Source organism: Ornithinimicrobium tianjinense (assembly GCF_014636495.1).
Lineage (GTDB): Bacteria > Actinomycetota > Actinomycetes > Actinomycetales > Dermatophilaceae > Ornithinicoccus > Ornithinicoccus tianjinensis.
In genome coordinates this window covers 164,539-190,448 of record NZ_BMEM01000001.1, presented here as the reverse complement: position 1 = coordinate 190,448, position 25,910 = coordinate 164,539, and the positions used below count along the sequence as shown (strand labels likewise).

General features: G+C 73.0%; 25 protein-coding genes. 10 read left to right on the top strand and 15 right to left on the bottom strand.

The window, feature by feature from the left end; genetic code table 11:
- Nucleotides 1–28 precede the first annotated feature (28 nt).
- Nucleotides 29–2,602, bottom strand: coding sequence for an ATP-dependent Clp protease ATP-binding subunit (locus IEV65_RS00870; protein ID WP_188427739.1), 2,574 nt, complete (start codon nt 2,600–2,602; stop codon nt 29–31).
- 178 nt (nt 2,603–2,780) lie between these two features.
- Here IEV65_RS00870 and IEV65_RS00865 point away from each other — a divergent pair, with 178 nt between their 5' ends.
- Together IEV65_RS00865 and IEV65_RS00860 are read left to right on the top strand one after the other, a co-directional pair.
- Nucleotides 2,781–3,533: an SDR family NAD(P)-dependent oxidoreductase gene (locus tag IEV65_RS00865; RefSeq protein ID WP_188427738.1), complete on the top strand. Its 753-nt coding sequence runs from the start codon at nt 2,781–2,783 to the stop codon at nt 3,531–3,533.
- A gap of 38 nt (nt 3,534–3,571) precedes the next feature.
- Complete coding sequence (locus tag IEV65_RS00860; protein WP_188427737.1) at nt 3,572–4,216, top strand: hypothetical protein; 645 nt, start codon at nt 3,572–3,574, stop codon at nt 4,214–4,216.
- Nucleotides 4,217–4,268: 52 nt separating this feature from the next.
- On the opposite strand, the gene ku is transcribed toward IEV65_RS00860, so the two are convergent.
- A complete protein-coding gene (gene ku, locus IEV65_RS00855; RefSeq protein WP_188427736.1) occupies nt 4,269–5,213 on the bottom strand; it encodes a non-homologous end joining protein Ku in 945 nt (314 codons plus the stop codon).
- A gap of 18 nt (nt 5,214–5,231) precedes the next feature.
- On the opposite strand from ku, the gene IEV65_RS00850 reads away from it, so the two are divergent.
- The 3 genes from IEV65_RS00850 to IEV65_RS00840 are packed head-to-tail and all read left to right on the top strand — an operon-like array spanning nt 5,232 to nt 7,655.
- The gene (locus IEV65_RS00850) at nt 5,232–6,215 is read left to right on the top strand and encodes an ATP-dependent DNA ligase (RefSeq protein ID WP_188427735.1); all 984 of its coding nucleotides are present in this window, start codon (nt 5,232–5,234) and stop codon (nt 6,213–6,215) included.
- Nucleotides 6,212–7,060: a non-homologous end-joining DNA ligase gene (ligD, locus tag IEV65_RS00845; RefSeq protein WP_188427734.1), complete on the top strand. Its 849-nt coding sequence runs from the start codon at nt 6,212–6,214 to the stop codon at nt 7,058–7,060. Before IEV65_RS00850 ends, ligD begins: the two co-directional genes overlap by 4 nt.
- Before the next feature lie 31 nt (nt 7,061–7,091).
- Complete coding sequence (locus tag IEV65_RS00840; RefSeq protein ID WP_188427733.1) at nt 7,092–7,655, top strand: dihydrofolate reductase family protein; 564 nt, start codon at nt 7,092–7,094, stop codon at nt 7,653–7,655.
- 12 nt (nt 7,656–7,667) lie between these two features.
- On the opposite strand, the gene IEV65_RS00835 is transcribed toward IEV65_RS00840, so the two are convergent.
- Genes IEV65_RS00835 through IEV65_RS00810 form a run of 6 tightly spaced genes read right to left on the bottom strand, consistent with a single transcriptional unit; the run spans nt 7,668 to nt 14,388 of the window.
- Nucleotides 7,668–8,375 carry a sirohydrochlorin chelatase gene (locus tag IEV65_RS00835; protein ID WP_188427732.1) on the bottom strand — a complete coding sequence of 236 codons (708 nt, stop codon included), beginning with the start codon at nt 8,373–8,375 and terminating at the stop codon, nt 7,668–7,670.
- On the bottom strand, nt 8,372–9,628 hold the full coding sequence (gene cobA / locus IEV65_RS00830) for a uroporphyrinogen-III C-methyltransferase (protein ID WP_188427731.1): 1,257 nt from the start codon (nt 9,626–9,628) through the stop codon (nt 8,372–8,374). The genes IEV65_RS00835 and cobA overlap by 4 nt, the downstream gene beginning before the upstream one ends.
- A 2-nt stretch (nt 9,629–9,630) precedes the next feature.
- Nucleotides 9,631–10,956 (bottom strand): sulfate adenylyltransferase subunit 1, encoded by a 1,326-nt coding sequence (locus IEV65_RS00825; protein ID WP_188427730.1) that lies wholly within the window; start codon nt 10,954–10,956, stop codon nt 9,631–9,633.
- Complete coding sequence (cysD, locus tag IEV65_RS00820; RefSeq protein WP_188427729.1) at nt 10,956–11,906, bottom strand: sulfate adenylyltransferase subunit CysD; 951 nt, start codon at nt 11,904–11,906, stop codon at nt 10,956–10,958. The genes IEV65_RS00825 and cysD overlap by 1 nt, the downstream gene beginning before the upstream one ends.
- A complete protein-coding gene (locus tag IEV65_RS00815) occupies nt 11,903–12,679 on the bottom strand; it encodes a phosphoadenylyl-sulfate reductase (RefSeq protein ID WP_229734763.1) in 777 nt (258 codons plus the stop codon). Before IEV65_RS00815 ends, cysD begins: the two co-directional genes overlap by 4 nt.
- Complete coding sequence (locus IEV65_RS00810; protein WP_188427728.1) at nt 12,676–14,388, bottom strand: nitrite/sulfite reductase; 1,713 nt, start codon at nt 14,386–14,388, stop codon at nt 12,676–12,678. The genes IEV65_RS00815 and IEV65_RS00810 overlap by 4 nt, the downstream gene beginning before the upstream one ends.
- A gap of 318 nt (nt 14,389–14,706) precedes the next feature.
- Here IEV65_RS00810 and lysS point away from each other — a divergent pair, with 318 nt between their 5' ends.
- The 3 genes from lysS (at nt 14,707) to IEV65_RS00795 (ending at nt 16,927) form a co-directional block, all read left to right on the top strand.
- Nucleotides 14,707–16,167: a lysine--tRNA ligase gene (gene lysS / locus IEV65_RS00805; protein ID WP_188429330.1), complete on the top strand. Its 1,461-nt coding sequence runs from the start codon at nt 14,707–14,709 to the stop codon at nt 16,165–16,167.
- Between the two features lies 1 nt (nt 16,168).
- Nucleotides 16,169–16,444, top strand: a complete 276-nt coding sequence (locus tag IEV65_RS00800) for a hypothetical protein (RefSeq protein WP_188429613.1) — start codon at nt 16,169–16,171, stop codon at nt 16,442–16,444.
- A gap of 129 nt (nt 16,445–16,573) precedes the next feature.
- The gene (locus tag IEV65_RS00795; RefSeq protein ID WP_188427727.1) at nt 16,574–16,927 is read left to right on the top strand and encodes a histone-like nucleoid-structuring protein Lsr2; all 354 of its coding nucleotides are present in this window, start codon (nt 16,574–16,576) and stop codon (nt 16,925–16,927) included.
- 94 nt (nt 16,928–17,021) lie between these two features.
- Here IEV65_RS00795 and IEV65_RS00785 read toward each other — a convergent pair whose 3' ends face one another.
- Nucleotides 17,022–19,148 carry a methylated-DNA--[protein]-cysteine S-methyltransferase gene (locus IEV65_RS00785; protein ID WP_308642541.1) on the bottom strand — a complete coding sequence of 709 codons (2,127 nt, stop codon included), beginning with the start codon at nt 19,146–19,148 and terminating at the stop codon, nt 17,022–17,024.
- A 102-nt stretch (nt 19,149–19,250) separates the two neighbouring features.
- On the opposite strand from IEV65_RS00785, the gene IEV65_RS00780 reads away from it, so the two are divergent.
- Nucleotides 19,251–20,222 (top strand): SAM-dependent methyltransferase, encoded by a 972-nt coding sequence (locus IEV65_RS00780; protein WP_188427726.1) that lies wholly within the window; start codon nt 19,251–19,253, stop codon nt 20,220–20,222.
- A gap of 9 nt (nt 20,223–20,231) precedes the next feature.
- Nucleotides 20,232–21,404 (top strand): NADH-quinone oxidoreductase subunit D, encoded by a 1,173-nt coding sequence (locus IEV65_RS00775; protein WP_371870145.1) that lies wholly within the window; start codon nt 20,232–20,234, stop codon nt 21,402–21,404.
- A 30-nt stretch (nt 21,405–21,434) separates the two neighbouring features.
- Here IEV65_RS00775 and IEV65_RS00770 read toward each other — a convergent pair whose 3' ends face one another.
- The 6 genes from IEV65_RS00770 to folE form a co-directional block, all read right to left on the bottom strand.
- Nucleotides 21,435–22,208: a VOC family protein gene (locus IEV65_RS00770; protein WP_188427725.1), complete on the bottom strand. Its 774-nt coding sequence runs from the start codon at nt 22,206–22,208 to the stop codon at nt 21,435–21,437.
- Between the two features lie 77 nt (nt 22,209–22,285).
- Complete coding sequence (locus IEV65_RS00765) at nt 22,286–22,963, bottom strand: class I SAM-dependent methyltransferase (protein ID WP_188427724.1); 678 nt, start codon at nt 22,961–22,963, stop codon at nt 22,286–22,288.
- Between the two features lie 24 nt (nt 22,964–22,987).
- Nucleotides 22,988–23,488: a DUF3180 domain-containing protein gene (locus IEV65_RS00760; protein WP_188427723.1), complete on the bottom strand. Its 501-nt coding sequence runs from the start codon at nt 23,486–23,488 to the stop codon at nt 22,988–22,990.
- Complete coding sequence (gene folB / locus IEV65_RS00755; RefSeq protein WP_188427722.1) at nt 23,485–24,402, bottom strand: dihydroneopterin aldolase; 918 nt, start codon at nt 24,400–24,402, stop codon at nt 23,485–23,487. Before folB ends, IEV65_RS00760 begins: the two co-directional genes overlap by 4 nt.
- Nucleotides 24,386–25,258: a dihydropteroate synthase gene (folP, locus tag IEV65_RS00750; RefSeq protein ID WP_188427721.1), complete on the bottom strand. Its 873-nt coding sequence runs from the start codon at nt 25,256–25,258 to the stop codon at nt 24,386–24,388. Before folP ends, folB begins: the two co-directional genes overlap by 17 nt.
- 7 nt (nt 25,259–25,265) lie before the next feature.
- Complete coding sequence (gene folE, locus IEV65_RS00745) at nt 25,266–25,910, bottom strand: GTP cyclohydrolase I FolE (protein WP_229734762.1); 645 nt, start codon at nt 25,908–25,910, stop codon at nt 25,266–25,268.

Below are 25,910 nucleotides of genomic sequence, written 5' to 3'. Positions count from 1 at the left end.
TCGCTGGTGGGGTATGCGGTGCCGACCGTCAGCCGGTCTGCTCGCCCGAGCCCTCGCCCGGGAGCGGCGTGCCGCCGCCCGTGGCGGCCGTCTCGACCGGCAGGGTGTCGGGCACCTCCGCCGGCTTCGGGGAGCCGGTGAAGGTGAACACCTTGTCGGAGGTGCGGCCCTCGCCCTTGGTGTCCTCGACGTCGACGAGCACGATCTGGCCGGGGCCGATGTCGCCGAAGAGGATCTTCTCGGACAGCTGGTCCTCGATCTCGCGCTGGATCGCCCGACGCAGCGGCCGCGCGCCCAGGACGGGGTCGTAGCCCCGCTTGGCGAGCAGCTCCTTGGCGGACGCGGTGAGCTCGATCGCCATGTCCTTGTCCTTGAGACGCTCGTCGAGACGGGCGATCATCAGGTCCACGATCTGGACGATCTCGTCCTGCGTGAGCTGCGGGAAGACGATGGTGTCGTCCACGCGGTTGAGGAACTCGGGACGGAAGTGCTGCTTGAGCTCGTCCGTGACCTTGTTCTTCATCCGCTCGTAGCTGCTCTGGGTGTCCGGCCCGGCGGAGAAGCCGAGCGAGACGCCCTTGGCGATGTCGCGGGTGCCCAGGTTGGTCGTCATGATGATGACGGTGTTCTTGAAGTCGACCACCCGGCCCTGGCTGTCGGTCAGGCGACCGTCCTCCAGGATCTGCAGCAGGCTGTTGAAGATGTCCGGGTGCGCCTTCTCGACCTCGTCGAAGAGGACCACCGAGAACGGCTTGCGCCGCACCTTCTCGGTCAGCTGGCCACCCTCCTCGTAGCCGACGTAGCCGGGGGGCGAGCCGAACATCCGGGAGACGGTGTGCTTCTCGGAGTACTCGGACATGTCCAGGGTGATGAGCGCGTCCTCGTCGCCGAAGAGGAACTCCGCCAGCGCCTTGGCCAGCTCGGTCTTGCCGACGCCCGTGGGGCCGGCGAAGATGAACGAGCCGCCGGGGCGGCGCGGGTCCTTCAGGCCGGCGCGGGTGCGGCGGATCGCCTGGGACAGCGCGGTGATCGCGTCGTCCATGCCGATGATCCGCTTGTGCAGCTCGTCCTCCATGTGGAGCAGCCGGCTGGACTCCTCCTCGGTGAGCTTGAAGACCGGGATGCCCGTCGCGGCGGCGAGGACCTCGGCGATCAGCTCCTCGTCGACCTCGGCGACGACGTCCATGTCACCGTTCTTCCACTCCTTCTCCCGCTCGGCGCGCGCCTGCGTGAGCTTGTGCTCCTCGTCGCGCAGCCGGGCCGCCTTCTCGAAGTCCTGCGCGTCGATCGCGGACTCCTTCTCGCGCTTGGCGTGCGCGATCTTCTCGTCGAACTCGCGCAGGTCCGGCGGAGCGGTCATCCGGCGGATGCGCAGTCGCGCGCCCGCCTCGTCGATGAGGTCGATCGCCTTGTCCGGCAGGTAGCGGTCGTTGATGTAGCGGTCGGCCATCGTGGCGGCGGCGACGAGCGCCCCGTCGGTGATGGAGACCCGGTGGTGCGCCTCGTAGCGGTCGCGCAGGCCCTTGAGGATCTCGATGGCGTGCTTGAGCGTGGGCTCGGCCACCTGGATCGGCTGGAAGCGGCGCTCGAGCGCGGCGTCCTTCTCGATGTGCTTGCGGTACTCGTCGAGGGTCGTCGCACCGATGGTCTGCAGCTCGCCGCGCGCCAGCATCGGCTTGAGGATGCTCGCCGCGTCGATGGCGCCCTCGGCGGCACCCGCCCCGACGAGGGTGTGGATCTCGTCGATGAACAGGATGATGTCGCCGCGGGTGCGGATCTCCTTGAGGACCTTCTTCAGCCGCTCCTCGAAGTCACCGCGGTAGCGGCTGCCGGCCACCAGCGCGCCGAGGTCGAGGGTGTAGAGCTGCTTGTCCTTGAGCGTCTCGGGCACCTCGCCCTTGACGATGTCCTGGGCCAGGCCCTCGACGACGGCGGTCTTGCCGACGCCGGGCTCGCCGATGAGGACGGGGTTGTTCTTGGTGCGGCGGGACAGGACCTGCATGACCCGCTCGATCTCGGCGGAGCGCCCGATCACCGGGTCGAGCTTGCCCTCGCGGGCCGCCTGGGTGAGGTTGCGGCCGAACTGGTCGAGCACCAGCGAGCCGGCCTGCTGCCCCTCGGGACCGGCCGAGGGACCGACACCGGCGGTGGCGGCCTCCTTGCCCTGGTAGCCGGAGAGCAACTGGATGACCTGCTGGCGGACCCGGTTGAGGTCGGCGCCCAGCTTCACGAGCACCTGGGCGGCGACGCCCTCGCCCTCGCGGATCAGGCCGAGGAGCAGGTGCTCGGTGCCGATGTAGTTGTGGCCCAGCTGCAGGCCCTCGCGCAGCGAGAGCTCGAGGACCTTCTTGGCCCGCGGGGTGAAGGGGATGTGGCCGGTCGGGCTCTGCTGACCCTGACCGATGATCTCCTGGACCTGCTGACGCACCGCGTCGAGCGAGATGCCCAGGGACTCCAGCGCCTTGGCCGCGACGCCCTCCCCCTCGTGGATGAGGCCGAGCAGCAGGTGCTCGGTCCCGATGTAGTTGTGGTTGAGCAGCCGCGCCTCTTCCTGCGCGAGCACCACCACGCGCCGTGCGCGGTCGGTGAACCGTTCGAACATCGTCACTCCTTGAGTTCCGTCGTGGCACGCGGCGGGTGGCGGTCCTCCCGCTCACGGGCGTGCATCCACTCTACGTCGCGTCTGCCTGCCACAACGTCCCGTTCACCCCCAGGTGTTCCTCCGGTATGCCGTGTTCGCCCCCGGCGGAATCCGGGCGCCCTCCGCTAGCGTCCCGGGGATGACCCGACGCATCCTCATCACCGGCGGCGGCACCGGCATCGGCCTGGCCGTCGCCCGCACGCTGCTGGCCGAGCGGCCCGCCCTGGTCCTGGTCGGCCGGCGCGAGCAGGTCCTGGGCGACGCCGCGGACGAGCTGCGGCGTAGCGACCCGCAGGCGGACGTCACGACATACTCATGCGACCTCACCGACCCCGCGGCGGTGGAGGGCCTGGCGGCGACGCTGCGCCAGGGGCCCACCATCGACGTGCTGGTCGCCAACGCGGGCGGCAACTACGGCGTGGGCGCCACGGGCTCGCTGGCCGACATCGCCGAGGCCTGGCGGGCCGACTTCGACGGCAACGTGCTCAGCACCGTCCTGCTCGCGCACGCGCTGACCGACCACCTCACCCGGCCGGGGGCCCGGATCGTCGCGATGAGCTCGATCGCCGCGCTGCGGGGGTCGGGCTCCTACGGGGCCGCGAAGGCCGCGGTCAACGCCTGGGTCCTCGACCGCGCCACCCGGCTGGCGCCCGAGGGGATCACCGTCAACGCGGTCGCGCCCGGCTTCGTGCCCGACACGCAGTTCTGGGAGCAGCGGATCGCCGACGACCCCACGATCGTGGACGACCGCGTGCGGCCGATCCCGGCGGGGCGTCCCGGCACGCCGGAGGAGGTGGCGGCCGCGGTCGCCTACCTCGCCTCGCCGGACGCCGGGTGGACGACCGGGCAGATCCTGCAGGTCAACGGCGGGACCCTGCTGGGGCGCGGCTGAACGGGAGCCACCAGCCGCACGGCTTAGCATGTCGGCCCATGCGCACGCTCCGCCTGCTCACGCTGCCCGCCGTGGCCGCCCTCGCCCTGTCCGCCTGCACCTCGGAGGACCCCGCCCGGGAGACCCCCACGACCGACGACGCCGTGGTCACCACCGACGACGGCCTCGAGGGGAGCGCGCCCGACAGCGGCTGGTTCTGCCAGTACGTCGCGCCGAAGGCCATCGACGCCGCGGTGGGCACGACGGCGGAGTCGCCGCGCGAGCTGGTCGTGCAGGACGACGAGGACGGCTGGGCCTGCGAGGTCCTCAACGGCGGCAAGGGTGAGCAGGAGCCGGTGATGCGGGTGTCCATCCTCATCGGCGAGGAGGCCCGCGCCGAGGCCCGCGAGCGCGCCGAGGCCGCCGACGGCGTCCGCCCGGGGCCGGAGTACCTCGGCCTGTCCTACGTCTCCCCCGGCCTGGTCACCGGCCTGACCAGCTGTATGGCGCCCGGCGCCACCGACCGCGCCGACCAGGCGCCCTACACCCTCGTCGCCGAGCAGCTCTCGGGCGAGGTCGACGAGGCCACGACCGCCAACCTGCGCGCAACGCTCGCCGGCGCAGCGCAGAGCCTGGACAAGTCCCTCGGCTGCGCGCCGAAGCAGGCCATCAAGGACCAGGCGGCCGCCACCACCGCCCCCTGACCTGACTGACCTGACCTGACTGACCTGACCGGCGCGGGGCGCCGGCCGGGGCTCAGCCGGCCTTCTTCTCCGCGGTCTTCTTCTCGGCCGGCTTCTTCGCGGCGCTCTTGCGGGCGGTCGTCTTCCTGGCCGCGGCCTTCTTGGCGGCCGGCTTCTCGTCCTCGCCGTCCTCCGTCTCGTCGGAGGCGGACGAGGACGACGACTTCTCGCCGCGCCCGGCCTTGGCCCGGTCGACCGAGCGCTGGAGCGCGGCCAGCAGGTCGACGACCTCGCCGCTGTCCGCCTCCTCCTCGCGGTCGGGGCTCTCGGTGACGTCGCCGCCCTCGATCTTGCTCCTGACCAGCGCGTCGACGGCCTCCTTGAAGTCGTCGACGTGGCCCTCGGGCTCGAAGTCGCCCGACATGGAGTCGACCAGCATCCGCGCCATCGCGATCTCGGCCTTCTTGGGCTCGCTGACCTCGTCGAGGTTGTCCAGCTGGCCGGAGTCGCGCACCTCGTCCGGCCACAGCAGGGTCTGCAGCACGATGACGTCGTCGACGACCCGCAGGACCGCCATCGTCATCCGGGTGCGCACCGAGACCGTCACCACGGCCACCCGCTCCGACTCGCGCAGCGCCTCGCGCAGCAGCCCGTAGGCCTTGGCGCCCATCGCGTCGGGCTCGATGTAGTAGGCCTTGTCGTAGAGGATCGGGTCGATCTGGCTGATCGGCACGAAGCTCTCGACCGCGATCTCCTTGCTGGACCTGCTGGGCAGGCTGGCCATGTCCTCGTCGGTGAGGATGACCGTCTTGCCGTCCTCGGTCTCGTAAGCCTTGGCGATGTCCTTGTAGGCGACCTCCTCGCCGTCGGCCTGCGCCACCCGCTTGTAGCGGATGCGGCTGCCGTCGCTGCGGCGGACCTGGTGGAAGCTCAGGTCGTGGTTCTCGGTGGCGGAGTACAGCCGCACGGGTACGTTGACCAGGCCGAAGCTGACGGCGCCCTTCCAGATCGCTCTCACACCACCCAGGATGGACCCATGCGCCCCATGCTCGCCACTTCCGGCGACTCCCGCACCGGCCCGCCGACCGGTCCGGCGTGGGCGCACGAGATCAAGTGGGACGGCATCCGGCTGCTCGCTGAGGTGCGCGACGGGCGGCTGCGGATGCTCACCCGCAGCGGCCGGGACATCGCCGTCGCCCTGCCCGAGCTCGCCGGTCTCGCCGACGTCGCGGACGACCTCCTCCTCGACGGGGAGGCGGTCGCGATGGTGGGCGGGAAGCCCTCCTTCGGTCACGTCGTGGACCGCGTGCACACCATGTCGGCGACCGCCGCGCAGAAGCTGGCCGCCACCCGGCCGGTCACCTACGTCGCGTTCGACCTGCTCCGCCTGGACGGTATGCCGCTCGACGCCCTCCCCTGGTCCGCGCGACGAGCGGCGCTGGAGGACCTGCTCGACGGCATACCGAGGGTGCAGGTCTCTCCGGTGTTCGACGACGGCGCGCAGCTGCTGGCCGCGACGGCCGCGCAGGGCCTCGAGGGCGTGGTGAGCAAGCGCCGGTCCTCCCTCTATGCCGAAGGCGTGCGCTCGCCCGACTGGCTGAAGTTTCCCCACCGCGACACGATGAGCGTCGTGATCGGCGGGTGGCGCCCGCAGACCGGGACGGCCGGCCGGCTCGGCGCCGTGCACGTCGGTCTCCCGACGACGGACGAGGACGGTATGCCGCTGTGCGACGAGGAGGGCCGGCTGCGGCTGGTCTACGCCGGCCGGGTGGGCTCGGGGCTGGCCGGACGCGCCGGCGAGCAGCTCGCGGCGCTGCTCGGGGAGGTGCCGCGCACGGCATACCCCTTCACGACAGACATCCCGCGCGCGGAGGCGCACGGGTCCACGTGGCTGGAGCCGCGGGTGGTCATCGACGTCGCCTCGCTCGGGATCACCCCGGGCGAGGGGCGGCTGCGCCAGCCGTCCTACCAGGGCGTGCGCACCGACCTCACGCCGCTCGACCTGCTGGAGCTGTCATGACCTCGCAGGCGGTGAACGTGGCCGGGCGGACGCTGAAGGTCAGCAACCTGGACAAGGTGCTCTACCCCGCGACCGGCACCACCAAGGGCGAGGTCCTCACCTACTACGTCACGCACGCCGAGCAGATCCTGCCCGAGCTGCAGGGGCGGCCGGTGACGCGCATCCGCTGGCCCGAGGGGGTCGAGAAGGCCAGCTTCTTCGAGAAGAACCTGCCCTCCGGGGCGCCGGACTGGCTGCCGCGCGTGACGGTGCCGACGCCGGGGTCCTCACGGGGGCGGGACACGCTGACCTTCCCGCTGGTGACCGACCTGGCGGCACTGGTCTACCTGGTGAACCTCGGCAGCCTGGAGCTGCACGTGCCGCAGTGGCGGGTGGACGACGAGGGCGTGCCGCGACCGCCGGACCGGATGGTGGTGGACCTCGACCCGGGGCCAGGGGCCGGGCTGGCCGAGTGCGCGCGGGTCGCCCTGCTGGTGCGCGGGCGGCTCGAGGCCGTCGGGCTGACCGCGCGGGCGGTGACCAGCGGGTCGAAGGGGATGCAGCTCTATGCGGCGCTGGAGGGCACGCGGTCCTCCGACGAGGTCAGCGCGGTCGCGAAGTCGCTCGCGGAGCATCTGGAGAGCGAGCACCCGGACCTGGTCACCTCGAAGATGACCAAGGCGCTGCGCCCCGGGAAGGTCTTCCTCGACTGGAGCCAGAACAACGGTGCCAAGACGACGATCTGCCCGTGGTCGATGCGCGGGCGCACCCGACCCCAGGTGGCGCTGCCCCGCGGGTGGGACGAGGTCGAGTCTGCGGCGGAGGGCGAGCTGGAGCTGGTGCAGCGGACGATCGACGAGGTCTGAGGCCTCGTCCCGACGAGCAGGAGGAGACGAGATGCGCAGACTGACCTACGGCATGAACGTCAGCGTGGACGGCTACGTCGCCGCGCCCGGGGACGACCTCACGTGGAGCGTGCCGAGCGACGAGCTCTTCCAGTGGTGGTCGGACCGGGTGGCGCAGACCAGCGTCGCGCTCTACGGGCGCAGGCTCTGGGAGACCATGAGCCCCTACTGGCCCGAGGTCGCCGGGCAGCCTGGCGTCACCGAGGCGGAGGTCGAGTTCGGGCGCCGCTGGACGGCGATGCCCAAGGTGGTCTTCTCCTCCACGCAGGTCGCGGTCGACCCGAGCACCCGGGTGGTCACCGGCGACGCGGTCGCCGAGATCACCCGCCTCAAGGCCGAGGGCGACGGCCGCATGGACATCGGCGGTGCCACGCTCGCCGCGGCAGCGGTGCGTGCCGGCCTGGTGGACGAGTACGTCCTCGCGACGGTGCCGGTGCTGCTCGGCGGCGGGCTCCCCTTCTTCACCGCCCTGGACTCCTGGGTCAGCCTCCGACTGCTGGAGACGCGCACCTTACCGGGCGGCGTCGTGCTGAGCAGGTACGAGACCCGGCGCTGAGGAGGAGCGAACTCAGCCCGCGTCTCGGTAGCGCCTCACCACGAGGTCGGCGACGGCGCGGTGCGTGCCGAGAGCGTCCGTGGAGATCGTGCCAAGGGATGCCGCGGCCGCGTGCGCCCGGTCCAGGAAGTGTCCGGGCGAGAGCAGGTGGCTGGCGAGGACGACCCGGCGGTGGCCGGCGGCACGCAGGCGCGCCACCTCCTCGTCCGGACGTGGACCCGGCCCGGTGAGGTATGCCGTGCCCGTCGCCACGTCCAGCGCCTCGCCCAGCAGGGTGCTGACGCGCACGACCTCGTCGCGGGCCGCGGTGACGCTCGAGCCGGCCGCGGTGAGGACCACGGCGTCGAGCCCGTCTCCCCCGACCGCCTCGAGCACACGAGCCGCGAGCGCCTGCACGACCTCGTCCGCGTCGCCGAGCGCCGGGGTGACCGTGGCGCCGGGGGCGGCGGAGGCCACGGCCGAGGGCACGTCCTGGCGCACGTGGTAGCCGGAGGCCAGGAAGAAGGGGACGACGACCGGCCTGTCGAGGTCCGTGAGGGCCTCCTCGAGGCTCGGGCCGCAGACGTCGACGTAGCCGACCGTGTGGTCGACACCCAGCAGCGCCGCGGCCTCGGCCGCGCAGCGCTCGACGACCCTGCGGCCGTCCTCGCTCGCGGTCCCGTGGGCGGCGAGCACGAGCGGTCTCAGGACCGGCACGCCGCTGCCCTCCGGGGCGCTCACGCGACGGCTCCTCCCGACATCGCGAGCTGAGCCGCCAGCCCGTCGGCCGCCCGCCAGGCGTGGGCCAGCCGGACGACGTCGCCGACGACCACCACGGCCGGGGACGCGACGCCGACGGCCTCGGCCCGGTCGGCGATGTCGCCGAGCGTGCCGAGGGTGACCCGCTGGTCGGGGGTCCACCCGCGCTCGACGATCCCCACCGGGCAGTGGGCCGGACGCCCGTGGCGCACGAGCAGGGCAGCCGTCTCCCGCAGGCCGGCGACCCCCATGAGCAGGACCAGCGTGTGGTCCGTGCCGCCGGGCAGGGCCGGGACCTCCTCGTGGCCGGTGACCACGGTGAAGCCGCGCGCGACGCCCCGGTGGGTGACCGGGATGCCGGCCGCGGCGGGCACCGAGACGGCGCTGGTGATCCCCGGGACGACCTCGACGCGGACACCGGCGGCCTCGCAGGCCAGCCGCTCCTCGCCGCCCCGGCCGAGCACGTAGGGGTCGCCGCCCTTGAGACGGACGACCCCGCGACCGGCCCGCGCCTGCTCGACGATGATGCGGTTGATCTGCTCCTGCGGGACCGGGTGGTGGCCGGAGACCTTGCCCACGTCGATCACCTCGACGCTCTCGGGCAGGGCCGCGAGCACACCCTGCGGCACCAGCCGGTCGGCGACGACCACGTCGGCGGACGCGAGCAGGGTGGCGGCCCGGCGGGTCAGCAGCCCGTCGTCGCCCGGGCCGGCCCCGACGAGCGCGACCCAGCCGCCGCGGGCCCGCGGACGGTGCACGCGGAGGTCGACCACGCCGGCACCGAGGTGCTCGACGACGGCGTTGCGGACGGCGACGGCCCGGCGTGGGTCGCCGCCGGCGTGGACCGCCACCCGGACCGGTCCGTCCGGCGTGGGGATCTCGCCACGGGCGGGCACCTGGGCGGTGCCCTCCGACGCCGCCCCTGCGCGGACGCAGAAGATGCGCGCCGACTCGGCGTCGGACGCGACGGCCTCGTCCACCTGCGGGTCCCCGGTGGCGGTGTGCACGAGCCAGGCACCCTCGAGGTCGGCCGGACCGGCATAGCCGCGGGCGACCCACCCGGCGCGACCGTCCGCGACGAGCCGCGCCAGAGCGTGGTCCAGCTGCGGCGCCACCACGGTGACCACCGCCCCGTCGGCGACCAGGTCGGCCGCGCGGCGGGCGCTCACCGCCCCGCCGCCGACGAGGACCACCCGCCGACCGGACAGCGCGAGGGCGAGGAGGGTCGTGGACATCGTCAGACCCTCAGCTCCGCACCGACCATCCCGGCGGCCAGCGTGGTGCCGTCGTGGGGGTCGACGACGAGCAGGCTCCCGCCGTCGCGCGAGAGGGCGTAGTCCTCCAGCGGCAGCGGCTCGGCCAGCGTCAGCGAGACCCGCACGAGGTCGTTGAGCTCGGCGCCCCCCGTCACCGGCACGACCTCCATCGCGGCCACGTCGAGGCGCTCGTGCAGCGCGGTGACGCGGGCCCGGACCGTGCGGGTGCCGTGCTTGACCAGCACGCGCGCGCCCGGCACCAGCGGCGCCTCGGCCAGCCAGCAGAGCACCGCCTCGGCCTGCTGCACCGGGTGCGGTGCCTCCGCGGCACCGGCGATGAGGTCGCCGCGGGAGATGTCGAGCTGGTCCGCCAGCCGCAGGGTCACCGACAGCGGCGCCTCGGCCCGCTCGACGCTCACCCCGCCGCGGTCGATGCCGGTGACCGTGGTCCGCAGGCCGGACGGGGACACCACGACCTCGTCGCCGACCGACACCGCGCCCGAGGCGACGTGCCCGGCATACCCCCGGTAGTCGACGAATGCGGGGTCCACGGCGCCCTGCTGCGGGCGGATCACCAGCTGCACCGGGAAGCGCAGCGGCTCGTCCACCTCGGACTCCGCGGGCAGCGTCTCGAGCAGCTCCAGGAGCGTGGGGCCCGCGTACCACGGCGTGCGGCTCGACCGCTCCACCACGTTGTCGCCGAGCAGCGCGGACACCGGGACCACCCGCACGTCCTCGATCCCGAAGGTCCGGGCGAGCGCGGCCACGTCGGCCGAGACCCCAGCGTGCACGGCCTCCGCGTCCTCGACGAGGTCGATCTTGTTGAGCGCGACGACGACGTGCGGCGCGCGCAGCAGACCGATGACCGCAAGGTGGCGCCGGGTCTGCTCCACGACGCCGTTGCGGGCGTCGACGAGGACGACCACGACGTCGGCCGTCGAGGCGCCGGTGACCGTGTTGCGGGTGTACTGCACGTGCCCGGGGCAGTCGGCGAGGATGAAGGACCGGCGGGCCGTCGCGAAGTAGCGGTAGGCCACGTCGATCGTGATCCCCTGCTCGCGCTCGGCGCGCAGCCCGTCGGTGAGCAGCGCGAGATCGGCGAGCTCACCGGTCCAGCCGCGCCGCCGCGAGGCCTGCTCGACCGCGGCCATCTGGTCCGCGAGGACCGACTTGGTGTCGTGCAGGAGCCGGCCGACGAGCGTCGACTTGCCGTCGTCGACGGAGCCGGCGGTCGCCAGGCGGAGCAGGCTCGGGCTCGGGTATGCCGTCGCCGCGGGCGTGGTCGGGTGCTGGGTGGCGGTGCTCATCAGAAGTACCCCTCCTTCTTGCGGTCCTCCATGGCGGCTTCGGAGATCCGGTCGTCCGCGCGGGTCGCGCCGCGCTCGGTGATGGTCGTCGCGGCGACCTCGGCGATGACGGCGTCGACGTCGCGGGCCTCGGAGAGCACGGCGCCGGTGCACGACATGTCGCCGACGGTGCGGTAGCGGACCGTCCGGGTCGTGACCTCCTCGCCCTTGCGCGGGGTGGTCCACGGGCCGGGGCTCAGCAGCATGCCGTCGCGCTCGAAGACCTCGCGCTCGTGGGCGTAGTAGAGCTCGGGGAGCTCGATGCCCTCGCGGGCGATGTAGCGCCAGATGTCCAGCTCGGTCCAGTTGGACAGCGGGAAGACGCGCACGTGCTCGCCCGGGCGGTGACGGGTGTTGTAGAGGCGCCACAGCTCGGGCCGCTGGTTCTTGGGGTCCCACTGGCCGAAGGCGTCGCGCAGGCTGACCACCCGCTCCTTGGCGCGGGCCTTGTCCTCGTCGCGCCGCCCGCCGCCGAAGACGCCGTCGAAGCGGTGCTCCTCGATCGCGTCGAGCAGCGGGAGGGTCTGCAGCGGGTTGCGGGTGCCGTCGGCACGCTCGCGCAGCCGGCCGTCGTCGAGGTAGTCCTGGACGCTCGCGACGACCAGCTCGACGCCGAGGCGCTCGACGGTGGCGTCGCGGAAGGCCAGCACCTCGGGGAAGTTGTGGCCCGTGTCGACGTGCATCACCGGGAACGGCACGCGCGCGGGCCACACCGCCTTGGCGGCCAGGTGGAGCATGACCACGGAGTCCTTGCCGCCGGAGAAGAGCAGCACCGGCCGCTCCAGCTCCGCGACGACCTCGCGGATGATGTGGACGGCCTCGGACTCGAGCGCGTCGAGCAGGTCCGTGCCGGCGGTCGGGCGGTCCGCGGTCTCCTCGAGGTATGCCGTCTCGCGGGTGAGCGTGGTCATCGCGCCTCCTCGGTGGTCTGGGGGGTCGGGGTGGTCGGGATGGTGGCGGTGGCTGCGGCGGTGGCGGTGGCTGGCGTGGCGGTGGCGGGGTGCAGCCCGCACTCGGTCTTGGCGAAGCCGGCCCAGCGGCCCGCCCGCGGGTCCTCGCCGGGGGCGACCGGGCGGGTGCAGGGCAGGCAGCCGATGGAGGGGTAGCCCTGCGCGAGCAGGGGGTTGGCGGGCAGCAGCTCCCGCTCGGAGTAGGCGAGCAGCTCCTCGAAGGTCCACGCCGCGAGCGGGTTGATCTTCACCAGCCCGAAGCTCTCGTCCCAGGTGACCAGCGGGGTGTCCGCCCGGGTCGGCCCCTCCTCACGTCGGACGCCGGTGACCCACGCGTCGTAGCCGGCGAGCGCCTCGCGCAGCGGCTCGACCTTGCGCATCCGGCAGCAGGCACCCGGGTCGCGGGCGAAGAGGTCCTTGCCGTGGACGGCGTCCTGCTCGGCGACGCTCAGCCGGGGCCGCACGTCCACGATCGTCACGTCGAGCAGGTCGGCGACGCGGTCCCGGGTCTGGAGGGTCTCCGGGAAGTGGTAGCCCGTGTCGAGGAAGAGGACGTCCACACCCGGGACGTGCTCGGCGACCACGTGGGGCAGGACCGCGTCGGCCATGCTGCACGCCACGGCCATGCGGCGGCCGAACTGCTGGGCCGCCCAGGCGAGGACCTCGTCGGTGCCGGCATCGGCATACCTCTCCTGCGCCTCGAGGGCGAGCGCGCGAAGGCGCTCGGTGCTCACGTCAGGTCCTCCTCGTCGGCGCGGTGGGCCCAGGCGGCGAAGGCCTCGCCGGCGCCGCGGTCGGCGGCGTAGCGGCGCACGACCCGCTCGACGTAGTCGGGCAGCTCCTCGGCGGTGACCTTCAGACCGCGGACCGTGCGGCCCAGCCCGGCCTCCTCGTCCCGGTCGGAGGAGGCGAGCCCGCCGCCCAGGTGCACCTGGAAACCGGGCACCTGGCGCCCGTCGTCGGTGGTGAGGATCTGGCCCTTGAGACCGATGTCGGCGGTCTGGATGCGGGCGCAGGAGTTGGGGCAGCCGTTGACGTTGAGCGTGATCGGGCTCTCCAGGAGCGGCTCGACGTCGACCAGGCGGCGCTCCAGCTCGGCGATCGCCGCGGCGGCCGTCGCCTTGGTCTCGACGATGGCCAGCTTGCAGAACTCGATGCCGGTGCAGGCCATCGTGCTGCGGCGGAACAGGCTCGGGCGGGCGGTGAGGCCCAGCGGCTCCAGGCCGGCCACGAGCTCGTCGACGCGGTCGGCCGGCACGCCGAGCACGACGAGCTTCTGGAAGGCGGTGAGGCGGACCGACTCCGCCCCGACGCGCTCGACGAGGTCGGCCAGGCCAACGAGCGTGTCGCCGCCGACGCGGCCGACGGTGGGCGCGGCGCCGACGTAGTAGCGGCCGTCCTTCTGCAGGTGCACGCCCACGTGGTCGCCGGGCGTGGTCGGGGTGGCCGGGGCGGGACCGTCGGGGAGGGCGTAGCCGAGGTACTCGGTCTCGAGGACCTCACGGAAGCGCTCGGTCCCCCACTCGGCGAGGAGGAACTTCAGCCGGGCCTTGTTGCGCAGCCGTCGGTAGCCGTAGTCGCGGAAGATGCGGACGACGCCGTGCCAGACCTCCGCCGCGCGGTCCTCGCTGACGAAGACGCCCAGACGCTCGGCCAGCCGCGGCGTGGTCGACAGCGCGCCGCCGACCCAGAGGTCGTAGCCGGGGCCCAGCTCGGGGTGGACCACGCCGACGAGCGAGACGTCGTTGATCTCGTGGACCACGTCCAGGCTGGGGTGCCCGGTGATGGCGGTCTTGAACTTGCGCGGCAGGTTGGTCAGCTCGGGGTCGCCGATGAAGCGGCGCTTGATCTCCGCGATGACCGGGGTGGGGTCGATGATCTCGTCGGCCGCGACGCCGGCGACCGGGCTGCCCAGGAAGCCGCGGGGCGTGTCGCCGCAGGCGGTCGTCGTCTCCAGGCCGACCGACTCGAGACGGCGCCAGATCTCCGGGACGTCCTCGATGCGGATCCAGTGGTACTGGATGTTCTGGCGGTCGCTGATGTCGGCGCTGCCGCGCGCGAACTCGGTGGAGATGTCGCCCAGCACCCGGAGCGCCTCGGGCGTCAGCGCGGCGCCGTCGGTGCGCACGCGCAGCATGAAGTAGCTGTCCTCCAGCTCGTGCGGCTCGAGCTGGGCGGTGCGGCCGCCGTCGATCCCGGGCCTGCGCTGGGTGTAGAGGCCCCACCAGCGGAAGCGCCCGTGCAGGTCGTCGGTGGGGATGGAGTCGAAGCCCGTCCGGGAGTAGATCTGCTCGATCCGCTCGCGGACGTTGAGGCCGTTGTCGGCCGCCTTGAACTCCTCGTTGGCGTTGAGCGGCTCACGGCCGTCCACCGCCCACTGACCCTGGGAGCGGGTGCTGCGGGAGGGGCGGACACGCGGCGGTGCAGAGGCATGGATGGTCATAGGTGTCCTCGGGGGTCTCGTCCGCGGCGGGTTCGGGCAGGCCGTGGCGCCGGGTCTGACGGGCGGGGTCGGGGTGTCAGCGACAGGGCCGCATCAGCATGCTGCTGACGCGCACCAGGTCCAGCTCGTAGCGCCGCGTGAGGCGCAGACCCCGGGAATCCATGCGGACCATCATGCACCCTTATTAATCTGAGAACAAGTCGTTACTGACGCCGGTGCCCCTGGGAGCGTTCCGGGACCCGCGCGCGGGGCGGATACCCTTGCGGGGTGAGTGACGCGTCCCCCCAGCCGGTGCCCGAGGTCGACCTTCCCGAGCAGATGAAGGTGCGGCGGGGCAAGCGCGAGGCCCTCCTCGCCGACGGTGACGCGTATGCCGTGGGCGTGCCCCTGACGCACACCGTGGCCGAGGTCCGCGAGCAGTGGGCCCACCTGCAGACCGGCGAGGAGACGCAGGACGAGGTCGGCGTCGCCGGCCGCGTGGTCTTCGTCCGCAACACCGGCAAGCTCTGCTTCGCGACCCTGCAGGCCGGCGACGGCACGCGCCTCCAGGCGATGCTCTCCCTCGCCGAGGTGGGGCAGGAGTCGCTCGACCGCTGGAAGTCGCTCGTCGACCTGGGCGACCACGTCTTCGTCCACGGCCGGGTCATCAGCTCGCGCCGCGGCGAGCTGTCCGTGATGGCCGGCTCGTGGCAGATGGTCTCCAAGGCCTTGCGCCCGCTGCCGGTCCTGCACAAGGACCTCTCCGAGGAGCAGCGGGTGCGTCAGCGCTACGTCGACCTCATCGTCCGCGACGAGGCGCGCCAGATGGTGCGGACCAAGGCCGCCGTCCTGCGCTCGATCCGGTCCACGCTCGACGGCTTCGGTTTCGTCGAGGTGGAGACGCCGATCCTGTCCACGACCCACGGCGGCGCGGCAGCTCCTTTCCAGACCCACCTCAACGCCTTCGACATCGACATGTACCTGCGTGGATATACGGAGATCGCCCTCAAGAAGGCGGTCGTCGGCGGTATCGACAAGGTCTACGAGATCGGCCGTGTGTTCCGCAATGAGGGCATCGACTCGACGCATTCTGCAGAATTCACCGAGCTCGAGTTCTACGAGGCCTACGGCGACCAGTTCACCGCCGCCGAGCGCACGCGCGCGATCATTCTCGACGCGGCCGAGGCGGTCGGTGTCGGCACCACCCTGACCGACTACCGAGGTCGCGAGATCGACCTTTCGGGAGAATGGCGCTGGCTGCCCATTCTCGACGCGGTCTCCGAGGCGCTCGGCGAGCAGGTGGACGCCGAGGAGACGCCGGACAACGTCGCGCGGCTGCGGCGACTCTCTGCCGACCGGGACATCGCGCTGCAGCCCGCCTGGGGCGCGGGCGAGATCATTCTCGAGCTCTTCGAGCAGCTGGTCGAGGAGACCCTGATCCAGCCGACGTTCGTCTGCGACTACCCCGAGTCGGTCCGGCCCCTGGCCCGTCGCCACCGCGACCAGACGGGGCTCGTCGAGGCGTGGGACCTGATCATCGGCGGGGTCGAGCTGGCCCCGAGCTACACCGAGCTCGTCGACCCGGTCATCCAGCGGGAGCGCCTGACCGCGCAGGCCCAGCTCGCTGCAGGTGGGGACCTCGAGGCCATGCAGCTGGACGAGGACTTCCTGCGTGCGCTGGAGTACGGCGCGCCGCCCATGGGCGGCACCGGCATGGGCGTCGACCGCCTCATCATGCTGCTCACCGGCTCGAGCATCCGCGAGACCATCCTCTTCCCGCTGCTGCGCCCGGAGGCCTGAGATGGGCATTCTTTATGACGGCTGGATGATTCTGGCCGCGCTCCTCCCGTCCATCGGCCTGCTCTTCCTTTTCTGGGTCATTCTCAAGCACATCGTCGAGGGTGACCGACGGGAGCGTGCTGCGCTGCGGGAATGGGAGGCCCAGCGCGACAGGGACACCATGCGTCCCTCCGCCGCGGACATCAGCCCAGAGGGCACGCCCGAAAAGGAGTCCGGCGCGCCGCGCACCCACAAACCACACGGGTCCGCGCCGCACAATGGCGACGCGACCGGCTGACCGGGATATCACGTACTTTTCAACAGTTTTCTGGTTGCCTAGCCATGTGCGGCCTATTTCCTCTAGACTTGACCTGCCACAATCTCTGTGTGGCGAGCTCGGGACGGACAAGCAACAAGGAGATGGTTCATGGTCCAGCGTGTGCAGGTCATTCTTGAGGACGACGTCACCGGTGGCGAGGCCACCGAGACGGTCGAATTCTCTCTCGACGGCGTGACCTACGAGATCGACCTGAACGACGAGAACGCCACCCGCCTGCGCAACGACCTGGCCGGCTGGATCGCCGACGCCCGTCGTGCAGGTGGCCGCCGTCAGACCCGTCGACGGGGCAGCGGTGCCGCCGCTGCCAGCAACGGTTCCGCGTCCGGGCGGGCGCAGGAGCTCGCCGCGATGCGCGAGTGGGGCCGCGACAACGGCTACAAGGTCAGCTCGCGCGGCCGCGTCCCGCAGGAGCTCCAGGACGCCTACGCCGCAGCGCACTGACGCTGAGGCACGCCTGACGGCGGGTCGGTTTCTCTCCTGGGGGAGGGAGAGCCGACCCGCCGTTCCTTTTCCACCGACCGCGTGACGCGCTCGGTCAGAAGAGGGTGGTGGTAGTGGCCGTGGTGGTGGTGGCAGTGGCGGTGGTGGCGCCGCGCTCGAGGTCGAGGAGGTGCTGCTTGCGCTCGATGCCGCCGCCGTAGCCGGTGATCGACCCGTCCGCCCCGACGACCCGGTGGCACGGGACGATGATGGAGATGGGGTTGCGGCCGTTGGCCAGACCCACCGCCCGGGAGGCGCCGGGCTGACCCAGCGCCGTCGCGAGCTGCCCGTAGGACCAGGTCTGGCCGTACGGAATGGTGCGCAGGAGGGCCCAGACCCGCCGCTGGAACTCGGTGCCGACCGCGGCGACCGGGAGGTCGAACTCCTGTCGCTCACCGCGGAAGTACTCCGCCAGCTGCTCGGCCGCCGATCGCAGCACCGCCGGCGCGTCCTCGAGCGCGACCTCGGTGCCGAGGTCGGCAGGAGCGTGCTTGTGGGTCTCGAAGAACACGCCGGTGACGTGCTCACCGTCGCTCACCAGGGCGAGCGGGCCCACCGGCGAGTCGATGGTGACCCGGGTGTGCCTGGGGGTGGGGGACGTCGTGGACATGGTGTCTCCTTCGGTCGAGGTCTGGGGCAGTCGGGCCACGGCGTGGTCGCTGGAGGCCCAGAGCAGCTGCACGGCGTAGGAGCGCCAGGGTCTCCACCGCTCGGCGTGCGCCGTGAGCGCCCGGCTCTCCGACGGCAGGCCCACCGCCTGGGCGGCCAGGCGGACACCGAGGTCGGTCGAGGGGAAAGCGTCCGGGTCACCCAGCCCGCGGAGGGCCACGATCTCGGCCGTCCAGGGACCGATGCCGGGCAGGGCGAGCAGCTGCTCGCGGGCCTGCTCCCAGGAGGAGCCCGGCCCGAGGTCGAGCCGGCCGTCCGCCAGCGCCTCCGCCACCGCGCGCAGGGTGCGGCGCCGGCTGGACGGCATACCGGGCAGGTCCCCGTCGGCGGCGCCGGCGATGGCGGCGGCGGTCGGGAACAGGTGAGTCGGACCACCGGGCTGGACGAGCTCCGGCGGCAGCGGGGCACCGAGCCGCGAGACGAGACGGGCGGTCTGGGTGGCCGCCGCGGCGGTGGAGACCTGCTGACCGAGCACGGCCCGGACCAGCATCTCCCCCGCGTCGACCGTGCCCGGGAGGCGGACCCCGGGGGTGGCCGCGACCAGAGGCGCCAGCGCGGGGTCGCTGCTGAGACGCGCATCGACAGCCGCGGGGTCGGCGTCCAGGTCGAGCAGCCCACGGCAGCGCTGGATCGCCGTCGTGAGGTCACGGCCGTCCTCCAGGGACAGCTCGGCCTCCACGTGCCGGTCCTCCGGGCCGGGGGCCGCCAGCCGCACCACGGCGCAGCCGTGCGGAAGGCTCAGGCTGCGCTCGAGGCGACCGGCACGCCATACCTCCAGGCCCGGGACGGCGGTCGCCGCCAGGTGACCGAACAGGCTCGGAACGTGCAGCGGCGCCCGGAAGGCGAGACGGACCCGCAGCACCAGCGCCCCGGCGTCGGGGAGATCGCCCCGCACCTCACGCACGGCTGGCCCCCTCCGCGCCCGGGCCCCGCGCCCCCGGCGGCCGGCGCGCAGCTCGGACGGCGTCGCCCCGTAGACGGTGCGCACGGTGTCGTTGAAGGACCGGATGCTCGCGAAACCGGCGGCGAAGGTCACCTCGGACATCGGCAGGTCCGTGCTCTCCAGCAGCACCCTGGCGGCCTGGGCCCGCTGGGCGCGCGCGAGGGCCAGCGGACCGGCCCCGAGCTCGGCTCCCACGAGCCGCTCGACCTGGCGGGTGGAGTAGCCGAGCCGCTCGGCCAGCCCCCCGACGCCCTCCCGCTCCACGACTCCGTCCGCAACGAGCCGGACCGCCCTGGCGACGACGTCACCACGCACGTGCCACTCGGGGGACCCGGGGGTGGCGTCCGGCAGGCAGCGCTTGCACGCCCGGAAGCCTGCCGCCTGAGCGGCCGCGGCCGAGCGGTAGAAGCTCATGTTGACGAGCTTGGGCGTCATGGCCGGGCAGCTCGGGCGGCAGTAGATGCCGGTGCTCAGCACCGCGGTCACGAACCAGCCGTCGAACCTGCGGTCCCTGCTGCTCACGGCCGCCGCGCAGCGCGCGTGGTCCAGGTGGAAGGTCGAGGGGTCCATGACCCCATCATCACCGGTGGTGGACCTGTGATCTAGCAGAAAAGCGACATTGCGACCCTCCGGACGCCGGGCCGCGTCGCGCCGACCTCCTAGACTCACCCCGTGGCCACGCTGACCTGGGAGGACGCCTGGCACGAGGCGCTCTACGGGAGCGCGGGGTTCTACCGCCGCCACGCCCCCGCCGACCACTTCGCCACCTCTGTCCAGGGCGTGCCCGGCGCAGGCCGGCTCCTCGCGGAGGCGCTGCTGGCGCTCGCGCGCCGGCACCGCTGCACGAGGGTGGTCGACGTGGGTGCGGGCCGCGGCGAGCTGCTCGCCGCGCTGCGCACGCTCGACCCTGACCTGGCCCTCGCGGGGGTGGACGTCGTCGCTGCCCCGCCGGGTCTCGACGCTGACTGGATCACCTCCCCCGGCGGCGCCGAGCTGCCGGCCACGCTCCGCAGCCTGCGCGACACCCTCGTCGTCGCCCACGAGTGGCTGGACGTCGTGCCCGCCCCGGTCGTGGAGCGCGACGACCTGGGGGTATGGCGCGTGGTCACCGTCGCGCCCGACGGCACCGAGAGCCTCGGACCGGTCCTCGGCGGGGCGGACCTCGCCGGGGCCGACCTCGCCTGGGCCGACCGTTGGCTGACGGAGGACGTCCGGCGGGCCGAGATCGGCAGGCCTCGCGACCAGGCGTGGGCCGACCTGGTGTGTCGGGTGGACAGCGGTGTCGTGCTCGCCGTGGACTACGGCCACACGAGGGCCGACCGACCACGCCACGGCACCCTCACCGGATTCCGCGCGGGACGCGAGGTCGACCCCGTGCCCGACGGGTCCTGCGACCTCACCGCCCACGTCGCCGTCGACTCGCTCGCGGCCGCGACCCCGGGGCTCGCACCGACCGTGCTCACCCAGGCCGATGCCCTGCGGGACGTCCTCGGCGACGCCGCCGGCCGCGCGCCCGACCCGGCGCTCGCGCGGACCCGGCCCACGGCATACCTCGAGGCGCTGGCGCGCAGGGGCGCCTTCACGGCGCTCACCGCCGCCGGCGGGCTGGGCGGCTTCCGGTGGGTGTTCGCGACGCGTGGCTAGGGTGGAGCGGTGAGCACCCGCGACCTGGACGTCTCCCTCGGCACCGCCACCGGCGTGAGCGGGCTGAGCACCACCGAGATGGTGCTCAACATCGGCCCGCAGCACCCGGCCACCCACGGCGTGCTGCGCCTGCGGATCACCGTCGACGGCGAGCGGATCGTCGCGGCCGAGCCGGTCATCGGCTACATGCACCGCGGCGCGGAGAAGCTCTTCGAGGTGCGGGACTACCGCCAGATCATGGTGCTCGCCAACCGCCACGACTGGCTGTCCGCGTTCAACAACGAGGTGGGCGTCGCGCTCACGGTCGAGCACATGCTCGGCATGGAGGTCCCCGAGCGCGCCACCTGGACGCGCACCCTGCTCTCCGAGCTCAGCCGGGTCCTCAACCACCTGATGTTCCTGGGGTCCTACCCGCTCGAGCTGGGCGCCATCACGCCGATGTTCTACAGCTTCCGCGAGCGCGAGGAGCTGCAGGCGGTGATGGAGGAGTTCAGCGGCGGACGCATGCACTACATGGCGACCCGGGTCGGCGGGCTGCTGCACGACATCCCCGACGGCTGGCTGGACCGGGTGGACGCCGCCGTGGAGAAGGTCCGCAGCCGCCTCCCCGAGCTCGAGGGGATGATCCTCGGCAACGAGATCGTCACCGCGCGCGCCAAGGGGGTGGGCGTGCTCGGGCTCGACCAGGTCCTGGCGTACGGCGTGTCCGGTCCCATCGCGCGCGCCTCCGGCCTCGACCTCGACCTGCGCCGCGACGAGCCCTACCTGGCGTATGCCGAGCTGTTCACCGAGGGTGGTCCCGGCCGGGTCGTCACCCGCGAGACCGGCGACTGCCTGGCCCGGCTGGAGGTGCTGGCCGAGCAGGTCCACGTCTCGCTCGACCTGGCGCGGGCCTGCACCGAGCGGCTGCGCGAGCTGGGGCCCGGACCCTTCGACACCAAGCTGCCGAAGGTCCTCAAGGTCCCCGAGGGCGCGCACTACGTCGCCGGGGAGAACCCGCTCGGCCTCAACGGCTACTACCTGGTCAGCCGCGGGGACAAGGCACCGCACCGGCTCAAGCTGCGCTCGGCCTCCTTCAGCAACGTGCAGGTGCTGCGCGAGATGCTGCCGGGCACGGTGGTGGCCGACATGGTCGCCATCCTGGGGTCGATGTTCTTCGTCGTGGGCGACGTCGACCGGTAGGTCTCCGGCCCGACGCCCAGCTGCCGGTGCTTAGCTCCCGGTGCCGGTGAGCAGACCGAACGGCTCGCCGTCGGGGCCGGTGACGACCGCCAGCCGGCCGTACTCGAAGTCGAAGGGCTCCACGAGGATGCCGCCGCCGGCCTCCGTGACGCGCTCCACCGCCTCGTCGGTGCCGTCGACCCCGAAGTTCACCGCCCAGTACGGCGGCCGACCCGGCTCCGTCCCGATCCCACCGGACATGTTCGAGTCGTCCCCGGGCGGTCCGAAGGTGGCGTACTGCATCTCCTCGGACGACAGGTCGGTGTAGCTCCACCCGAAGACCTGGGTGTAGAACTCCTTGCCCCGCTCGAAGTCGGCGACCATCGCCTCGCACCAGCCGACGGCGCCGGTCACGCCATACAGCTCGAACCCGGTGTGCGAACCCGCCTGCCAGGTGCCGAAGACGGCTCCCATCGGGTCGGCGAAGATCCCCATGGTGCCGAACGGGCCGACCTCCATGGGCCCCATGGCGGTGGTGCCGCCCGCGGCCTCGATCGCCGTCTGGGTCGCGGCGCTGTCCTCGACGGCGAGGTAGGTGGTCCACACGTGCGGAGCCTCCTCGACACCCGGCATCGGCGGTGCCATCCCCGCGACCGCCCGGCCGTGCACGGTGGCGTTGACATAGCCGCCGAAGGCCTCGTCGCCGCCGGTGTAGTCCCAGCCGAGGACCGCGGTGTAGAACTGCTTGCTGCGCTCGAGGTCGGTCACGGAGATGTCGACCCAGGCGGGTGCGCCGACGGGCCAGGGGGTGTTGCGCTCGGTCATGTCGTGCTCCTTGGACGTGATGGACGAACGATGACGATGGACAGACCTCAGCCGCGTGCGGGCTTCATCGGCCTGCGTCACCCATCCTTGCGCAGCACACTGACAAAGTAGGTCGACGCGGGGTCCCAGGGGGCCAGGTCCCACGTGCCGAACCGGTGCTCAAGCCGCAGCCCCGCCGCCGGCAGCGCCGCGTCGAGCTCCTCCGGCGTGAAGCCGCGCACGGTCCGGCACCCGACCAGGACGAACCCGCCCGGACGCACGTGGGCCGCCACCCGCGCGAGCGCCGTGGCCCGGTGCTCCTGGGGGATGAAGTCCATGACGTTGCCGGCCAGGAGCACCCCGTCGAACGGCTCCCGCTCCCCCTGCGCTGCGAGGTCGAGCGTCACGAGGTCGCCGACCAGCCAGGTGGCGTCCGGGTGGTCCTCCCGCGCTGCGGCAATGAGGACCGGGTCGATGTCGACACCGACCACGCGGTGGCCCAGCCGGGCCAGATGGCCGCCGTGGCGGCCGGGGCCGCTGCCGGCGTCGAGCAGCCGGGCGCCCCGCGGGGCGAGGACGTCCATCAGCCGGGACTCCCCGTGCATGTCCTCGCCGAGGGTGGCCATCACCCGGAAGCGCTGGACGTACCAGGCCGAGTGCTCGGTGTCCTGCAGTCCGGGCCAGTATGACGTCGGGCTGGCGGTGGTCGTCGGGTCGACGAGACCGGCGTCGTCGGCGGCTTCGGCGTCGCGGTCGTCGGACGGAGGCTGGGACATGCCCGGCACGCTACCCGTGCCCGGTCAGGAGTAGGCCAGGCCCCCGTCGGTCACGCCCTCGCCGCGGTCGTCGTCGTCCTCCGGCGGGATCCGGCACCAGTGCTGCGCCAGGAAACCCACGAGCGAGAGCAGCAGGGCGGCGCCGGCGTGGACGAGGCCCCAGACGAGCTGGGTGCGGTGGCTCGGGACGTCGACGACCGGCAGGTGGACGAGGGCGTTGGCGAGGTACCACCCCAGCAGCGCCGCCCCGCCGAGGGCGGCCGCCTGGGCGCCCACCAGGGTCCCGCGGCCCCGTTGCGGGCTGGGTCGCACCGTCGACCTGCCCAGCACGTAGCGCCGGATCTGCCACCCCATCACCAGGACCAGGAGGGTGACGGCGACCAGAGGGACGAGCCCCAGCCAGGAGATGACCGGGGGCTGCCCGTCCAGGGCGACCACCAGCTGGAGGAGGAGCCAGCTGGCCATCCCCGAGAGCACCGCCACCAGCACCGCCCGGCCGGGACGCACGCCGTCGAGGCGGTTCACCGGTCCGCCGCCCGGGTGACGTCCAGGGGGCGGACCACCTGGTCCGCGGTCGCCCGCAGGAGGTCGGGCACCGCCACGACCTCCTCACCCACGCGCAGCGCGGCGTCGGGGTCCACGTCGAGCCAGGGCTGGAGCACGAAGGCCCGCTCGTGCGCCCGCGGGTGCGGCAGCAGCAGCTCGGGCACGCTCGAGGTGACGTCCGCGCCCGCGCGCGGATCGCCATACTGGACCAGGTCGAGGTCCAGGGTCCTGGCACCCCAGCGCACCTGGCGCGTCCGGCCGTGCTCGTCCTCGATCCGGTGCAGCTGGGCGAGCAGGCCCGCGGGCGCGAGGCGGGTGCGCCCGACCGCCACCGCGTTGACGTAGTCAGGCTGGCCCACGACCGCCTCCCCGCCGACCGGCGCCGTGACGAAGAGCCGGGACACCCGCACCCCGCGCAGGCCGCGCACCCGGTGCAGCCGGCGGGCGGCCTCCCGGACGGTCTCGTCGGGGTCGGCTCCGTCGACGCCCTGGAGGTTGGCGCCCAGCGCGATGACCACGGGGACGTCCTTGGCCCGCCGGACGACGACCTGGACGTCGCCGAAGGGCACGCCCACCGGCGCCTGCGGCTTGTGGACGGTGACCTCGACGTGCTCGACCAGCGGGCGGGCGAGGACCCGGTCCGCGATGACGGAGGCCACGGTCTCGATGAGGTCGTACGGCTCTCCGGTGACGACGTCGACCACGTCGGCAGCGACCTCGGCGTAGTTGACCGTGCGCGCGAGGTCGTCGGTGCGGCCGGCGGCGGTGAGGTCGACCTGCATGACCACGTCGACGACGAAGTCCTGCCCGTCGCGCTTCTCGAAGTCGAGCACGCCGTGGTGGCCGCGCGCGGCGACGCCCAGCAGACGGATCTCGTCAGCGCGCCCGGGCACCGCGCACCATCTCCCACACCGCGAGCGCGTCGCGGGTCGCCGGGACGTCGTGGACGCGCACCGCCCAGCACCCGGCCTGCGCGGCCAGCAGGCTGGTCGCCGCGGTCGCGGCGTCGCGCTCCAGCGGCGGGGTCGGCTCGGCCGTCTCGTCGACCTCGGCACCGGCCCCGGGTCGGCGCGGCAGCCGGCCGAGGAACCGCTTCCGGGAGGTGCCGAAGAGCACGGGGTGACCCAGCCCGGTGACCGCCTGCAGCCCGGCCAGCAGCGTCCAGTTGTGGCCGGCGTCCTTGGAGAAGCCGAAGCCCGGGTCGAGCACGATCTGCTCGCGCGTGAGCCCCTGCGCCACCAGCGCGTCGACCCGGGCCGTGAGCTCGCGGCACACCTCGGCGACCACGTCGTCGTAGTGGGGCTGCTCGTGGGGGTCGGTGAGCAGGCCCCGCCAGTGCATCGCGACGAACGGCACCCCGGTGCCCGCGACCGCCGCCGGCATGTCCTCGTCGGCCAGCCCTCCGGAGACGTCGTTGATGATGCGGGCGCCCACGTCGATGCTCGCGCGGGCCACCGAGGCGCGCATGGTGTCCACCGAGACGACCGTCCCCTCGGCCACGAGCGCCTCGACCACCGGCACGACGCGGTCCAGCTCCTCCTGCTCGGAGGGGCGCTCGCTGCCGGGTCGGGTCGACTCGCCGCCCACGTCCACGATGTCCGCCCCGAGCGCGACGAGCCGCCGACCGTGCGCCAGCGCCGCGCCGCGGTCGAACCAGCGGCCGCCGTCGCTGAAGCTGTCGGGCGTCACGTTGAGGATGCCCATGATCCGGGTGGGACCCGGCGCGAGGAGGGAGAGGGGCTCGGTCATCCGTCGGTCAGGAGGTCGGGCGCGTCATGAGGCTCATCGCCTCCGCACGCGTGGCGGGGTTGCGCAGCTGCCCGCGGACCGTCGAGGTGATCGTGCGGGCGCCGGGGCGGCGGATGCCGCGCATCGACATGCACAGGTGCTCCGCCTCCACCACCACGATCACACCGCGCGGGGCCAGGTGGCGCTCGAGCGCGTCGGCGATCTGGGTGGTCAGCCGCTCCTGGACCTGGGGGCGACGGGCGTAGACGTCGACGAGCCGGGCCAGCTTGGACAGGCCGACCACACGGCCGTCCCGGCCCGGGATGTAGCCCACGTGGGCCAGCCCGTGGAAGGGCACCAGGTGGTGCTCGCACACGCTGAACATCTCGATGTCCTTGACGAGGATCATCTCGTCGTGGTCGACGTCGAAGGTGGTGCCGAGCACGGCCGCCGGGTCCTGGCTGAGCCCGGAGAAGATCTCCGCGTAGGACCGGGCGACGCGCGCGGGCGTGTCCAGCAGGCCGTCGCGGTCGGGGTCCTCACCGACCGCGATCAGCAGCTCGCGGACCGCGGCCTCGATGCGCGCGTGGTCGACCGGGCCGCGCGCCGGGGATCCCGGGGCGTCGCCCTCGTCGGGCACCGGTCGCTCGTCGGGCTCCTCGGGGCCGGCCAT

Excerpts from the sequence above, each read along its gene's own strand:
- IEV65_RS00800 (WP_188429613.1), top strand. The coding sequence starts at position 16,169 with ATGGGCATTCTTTATGACGGCTGGATGATTCTGGCCGCGCTCCTCCCG.
- IEV65_RS00765 (WP_188427724.1), bottom strand. The coding sequence starts at position 22,963 with ATGTCCCAGCCTCCGTCCGACGACCGCGACGCCGAAGCCGCCGACGAC.
- IEV65_RS00825 (WP_188427730.1), bottom strand. The coding sequence starts at position 10,956 with ATGAGCACCGCCACCCAGCACCCGACCACGCCCGCGGCGACGGCATAC.
- IEV65_RS00785 (WP_308642541.1), bottom strand. The coding sequence starts at position 19,148 with ATGGACCCCTCGACCTTCCACCTGGACCACGCGCGCTGCGCGGCGGCC.
- IEV65_RS00870 (WP_188427739.1), bottom strand. The coding sequence starts at position 2,602 with ATGTTCGAACGGTTCACCGACCGCGCACGGCGCGTGGTGGTGCTCGCG.
- cobA (WP_188427731.1), bottom strand. The coding sequence starts at position 9,628 with ATGTCCACGACCCTCCTCGCCCTCGCGCTGTCCGGTCGGCGGGTGGTC.
- ligD (WP_188427734.1), top strand. The coding sequence starts at position 6,212 with ATGACCTCGCAGGCGGTGAACGTGGCCGGGCGGACGCTGAAGGTCAGC.
- IEV65_RS00770 (WP_188427725.1), bottom strand. The coding sequence starts at position 22,208 with ATGACCGAGCGCAACACCCCCTGGCCCGTCGGCGCACCCGCCTGGGTC.
- IEV65_RS00865 (WP_188427738.1), top strand. The coding sequence starts at position 2,781 with ATGACCCGACGCATCCTCATCACCGGCGGCGGCACCGGCATCGGCCTG.
- IEV65_RS00795 (WP_188427727.1), top strand. The coding sequence starts at position 16,574 with ATGGTCCAGCGTGTGCAGGTCATTCTTGAGGACGACGTCACCGGTGGC.
- IEV65_RS00810 (WP_188427728.1), bottom strand. The coding sequence starts at position 14,388 with ATGACCATCCATGCCTCTGCACCGCCGCGTGTCCGCCCCTCCCGCAGC.
- IEV65_RS00850 (WP_188427735.1), top strand. The coding sequence starts at position 5,232 with ATGCGCCCCATGCTCGCCACTTCCGGCGACTCCCGCACCGGCCCGCCG.
- IEV65_RS00860 (WP_188427737.1), top strand. The coding sequence starts at position 3,572 with ATGCGCACGCTCCGCCTGCTCACGCTGCCCGCCGTGGCCGCCCTCGCC.
- IEV65_RS00840 (WP_188427733.1), top strand. The coding sequence starts at position 7,092 with ATGCGCAGACTGACCTACGGCATGAACGTCAGCGTGGACGGCTACGTC.
- lysS (WP_188429330.1), top strand. The coding sequence starts at position 14,707 with ATGAAGGTGCGGCGGGGCAAGCGCGAGGCCCTCCTCGCCGACGGTGAC.
- folP (WP_188427721.1), bottom strand. The coding sequence starts at position 25,258 with ATGACCGAGCCCCTCTCCCTCCTCGCGCCGGGTCCCACCCGGATCATG.
- folE (WP_229734762.1), bottom strand. The coding sequence starts at position 25,910 with ATGGCCGGCCCCGAGGAGCCCGACGAGCGACCGGTGCCCGACGAGGGC.
- cysD (WP_188427729.1), bottom strand. The coding sequence starts at position 11,906 with ATGACCACGCTCACCCGCGAGACGGCATACCTCGAGGAGACCGCGGAC.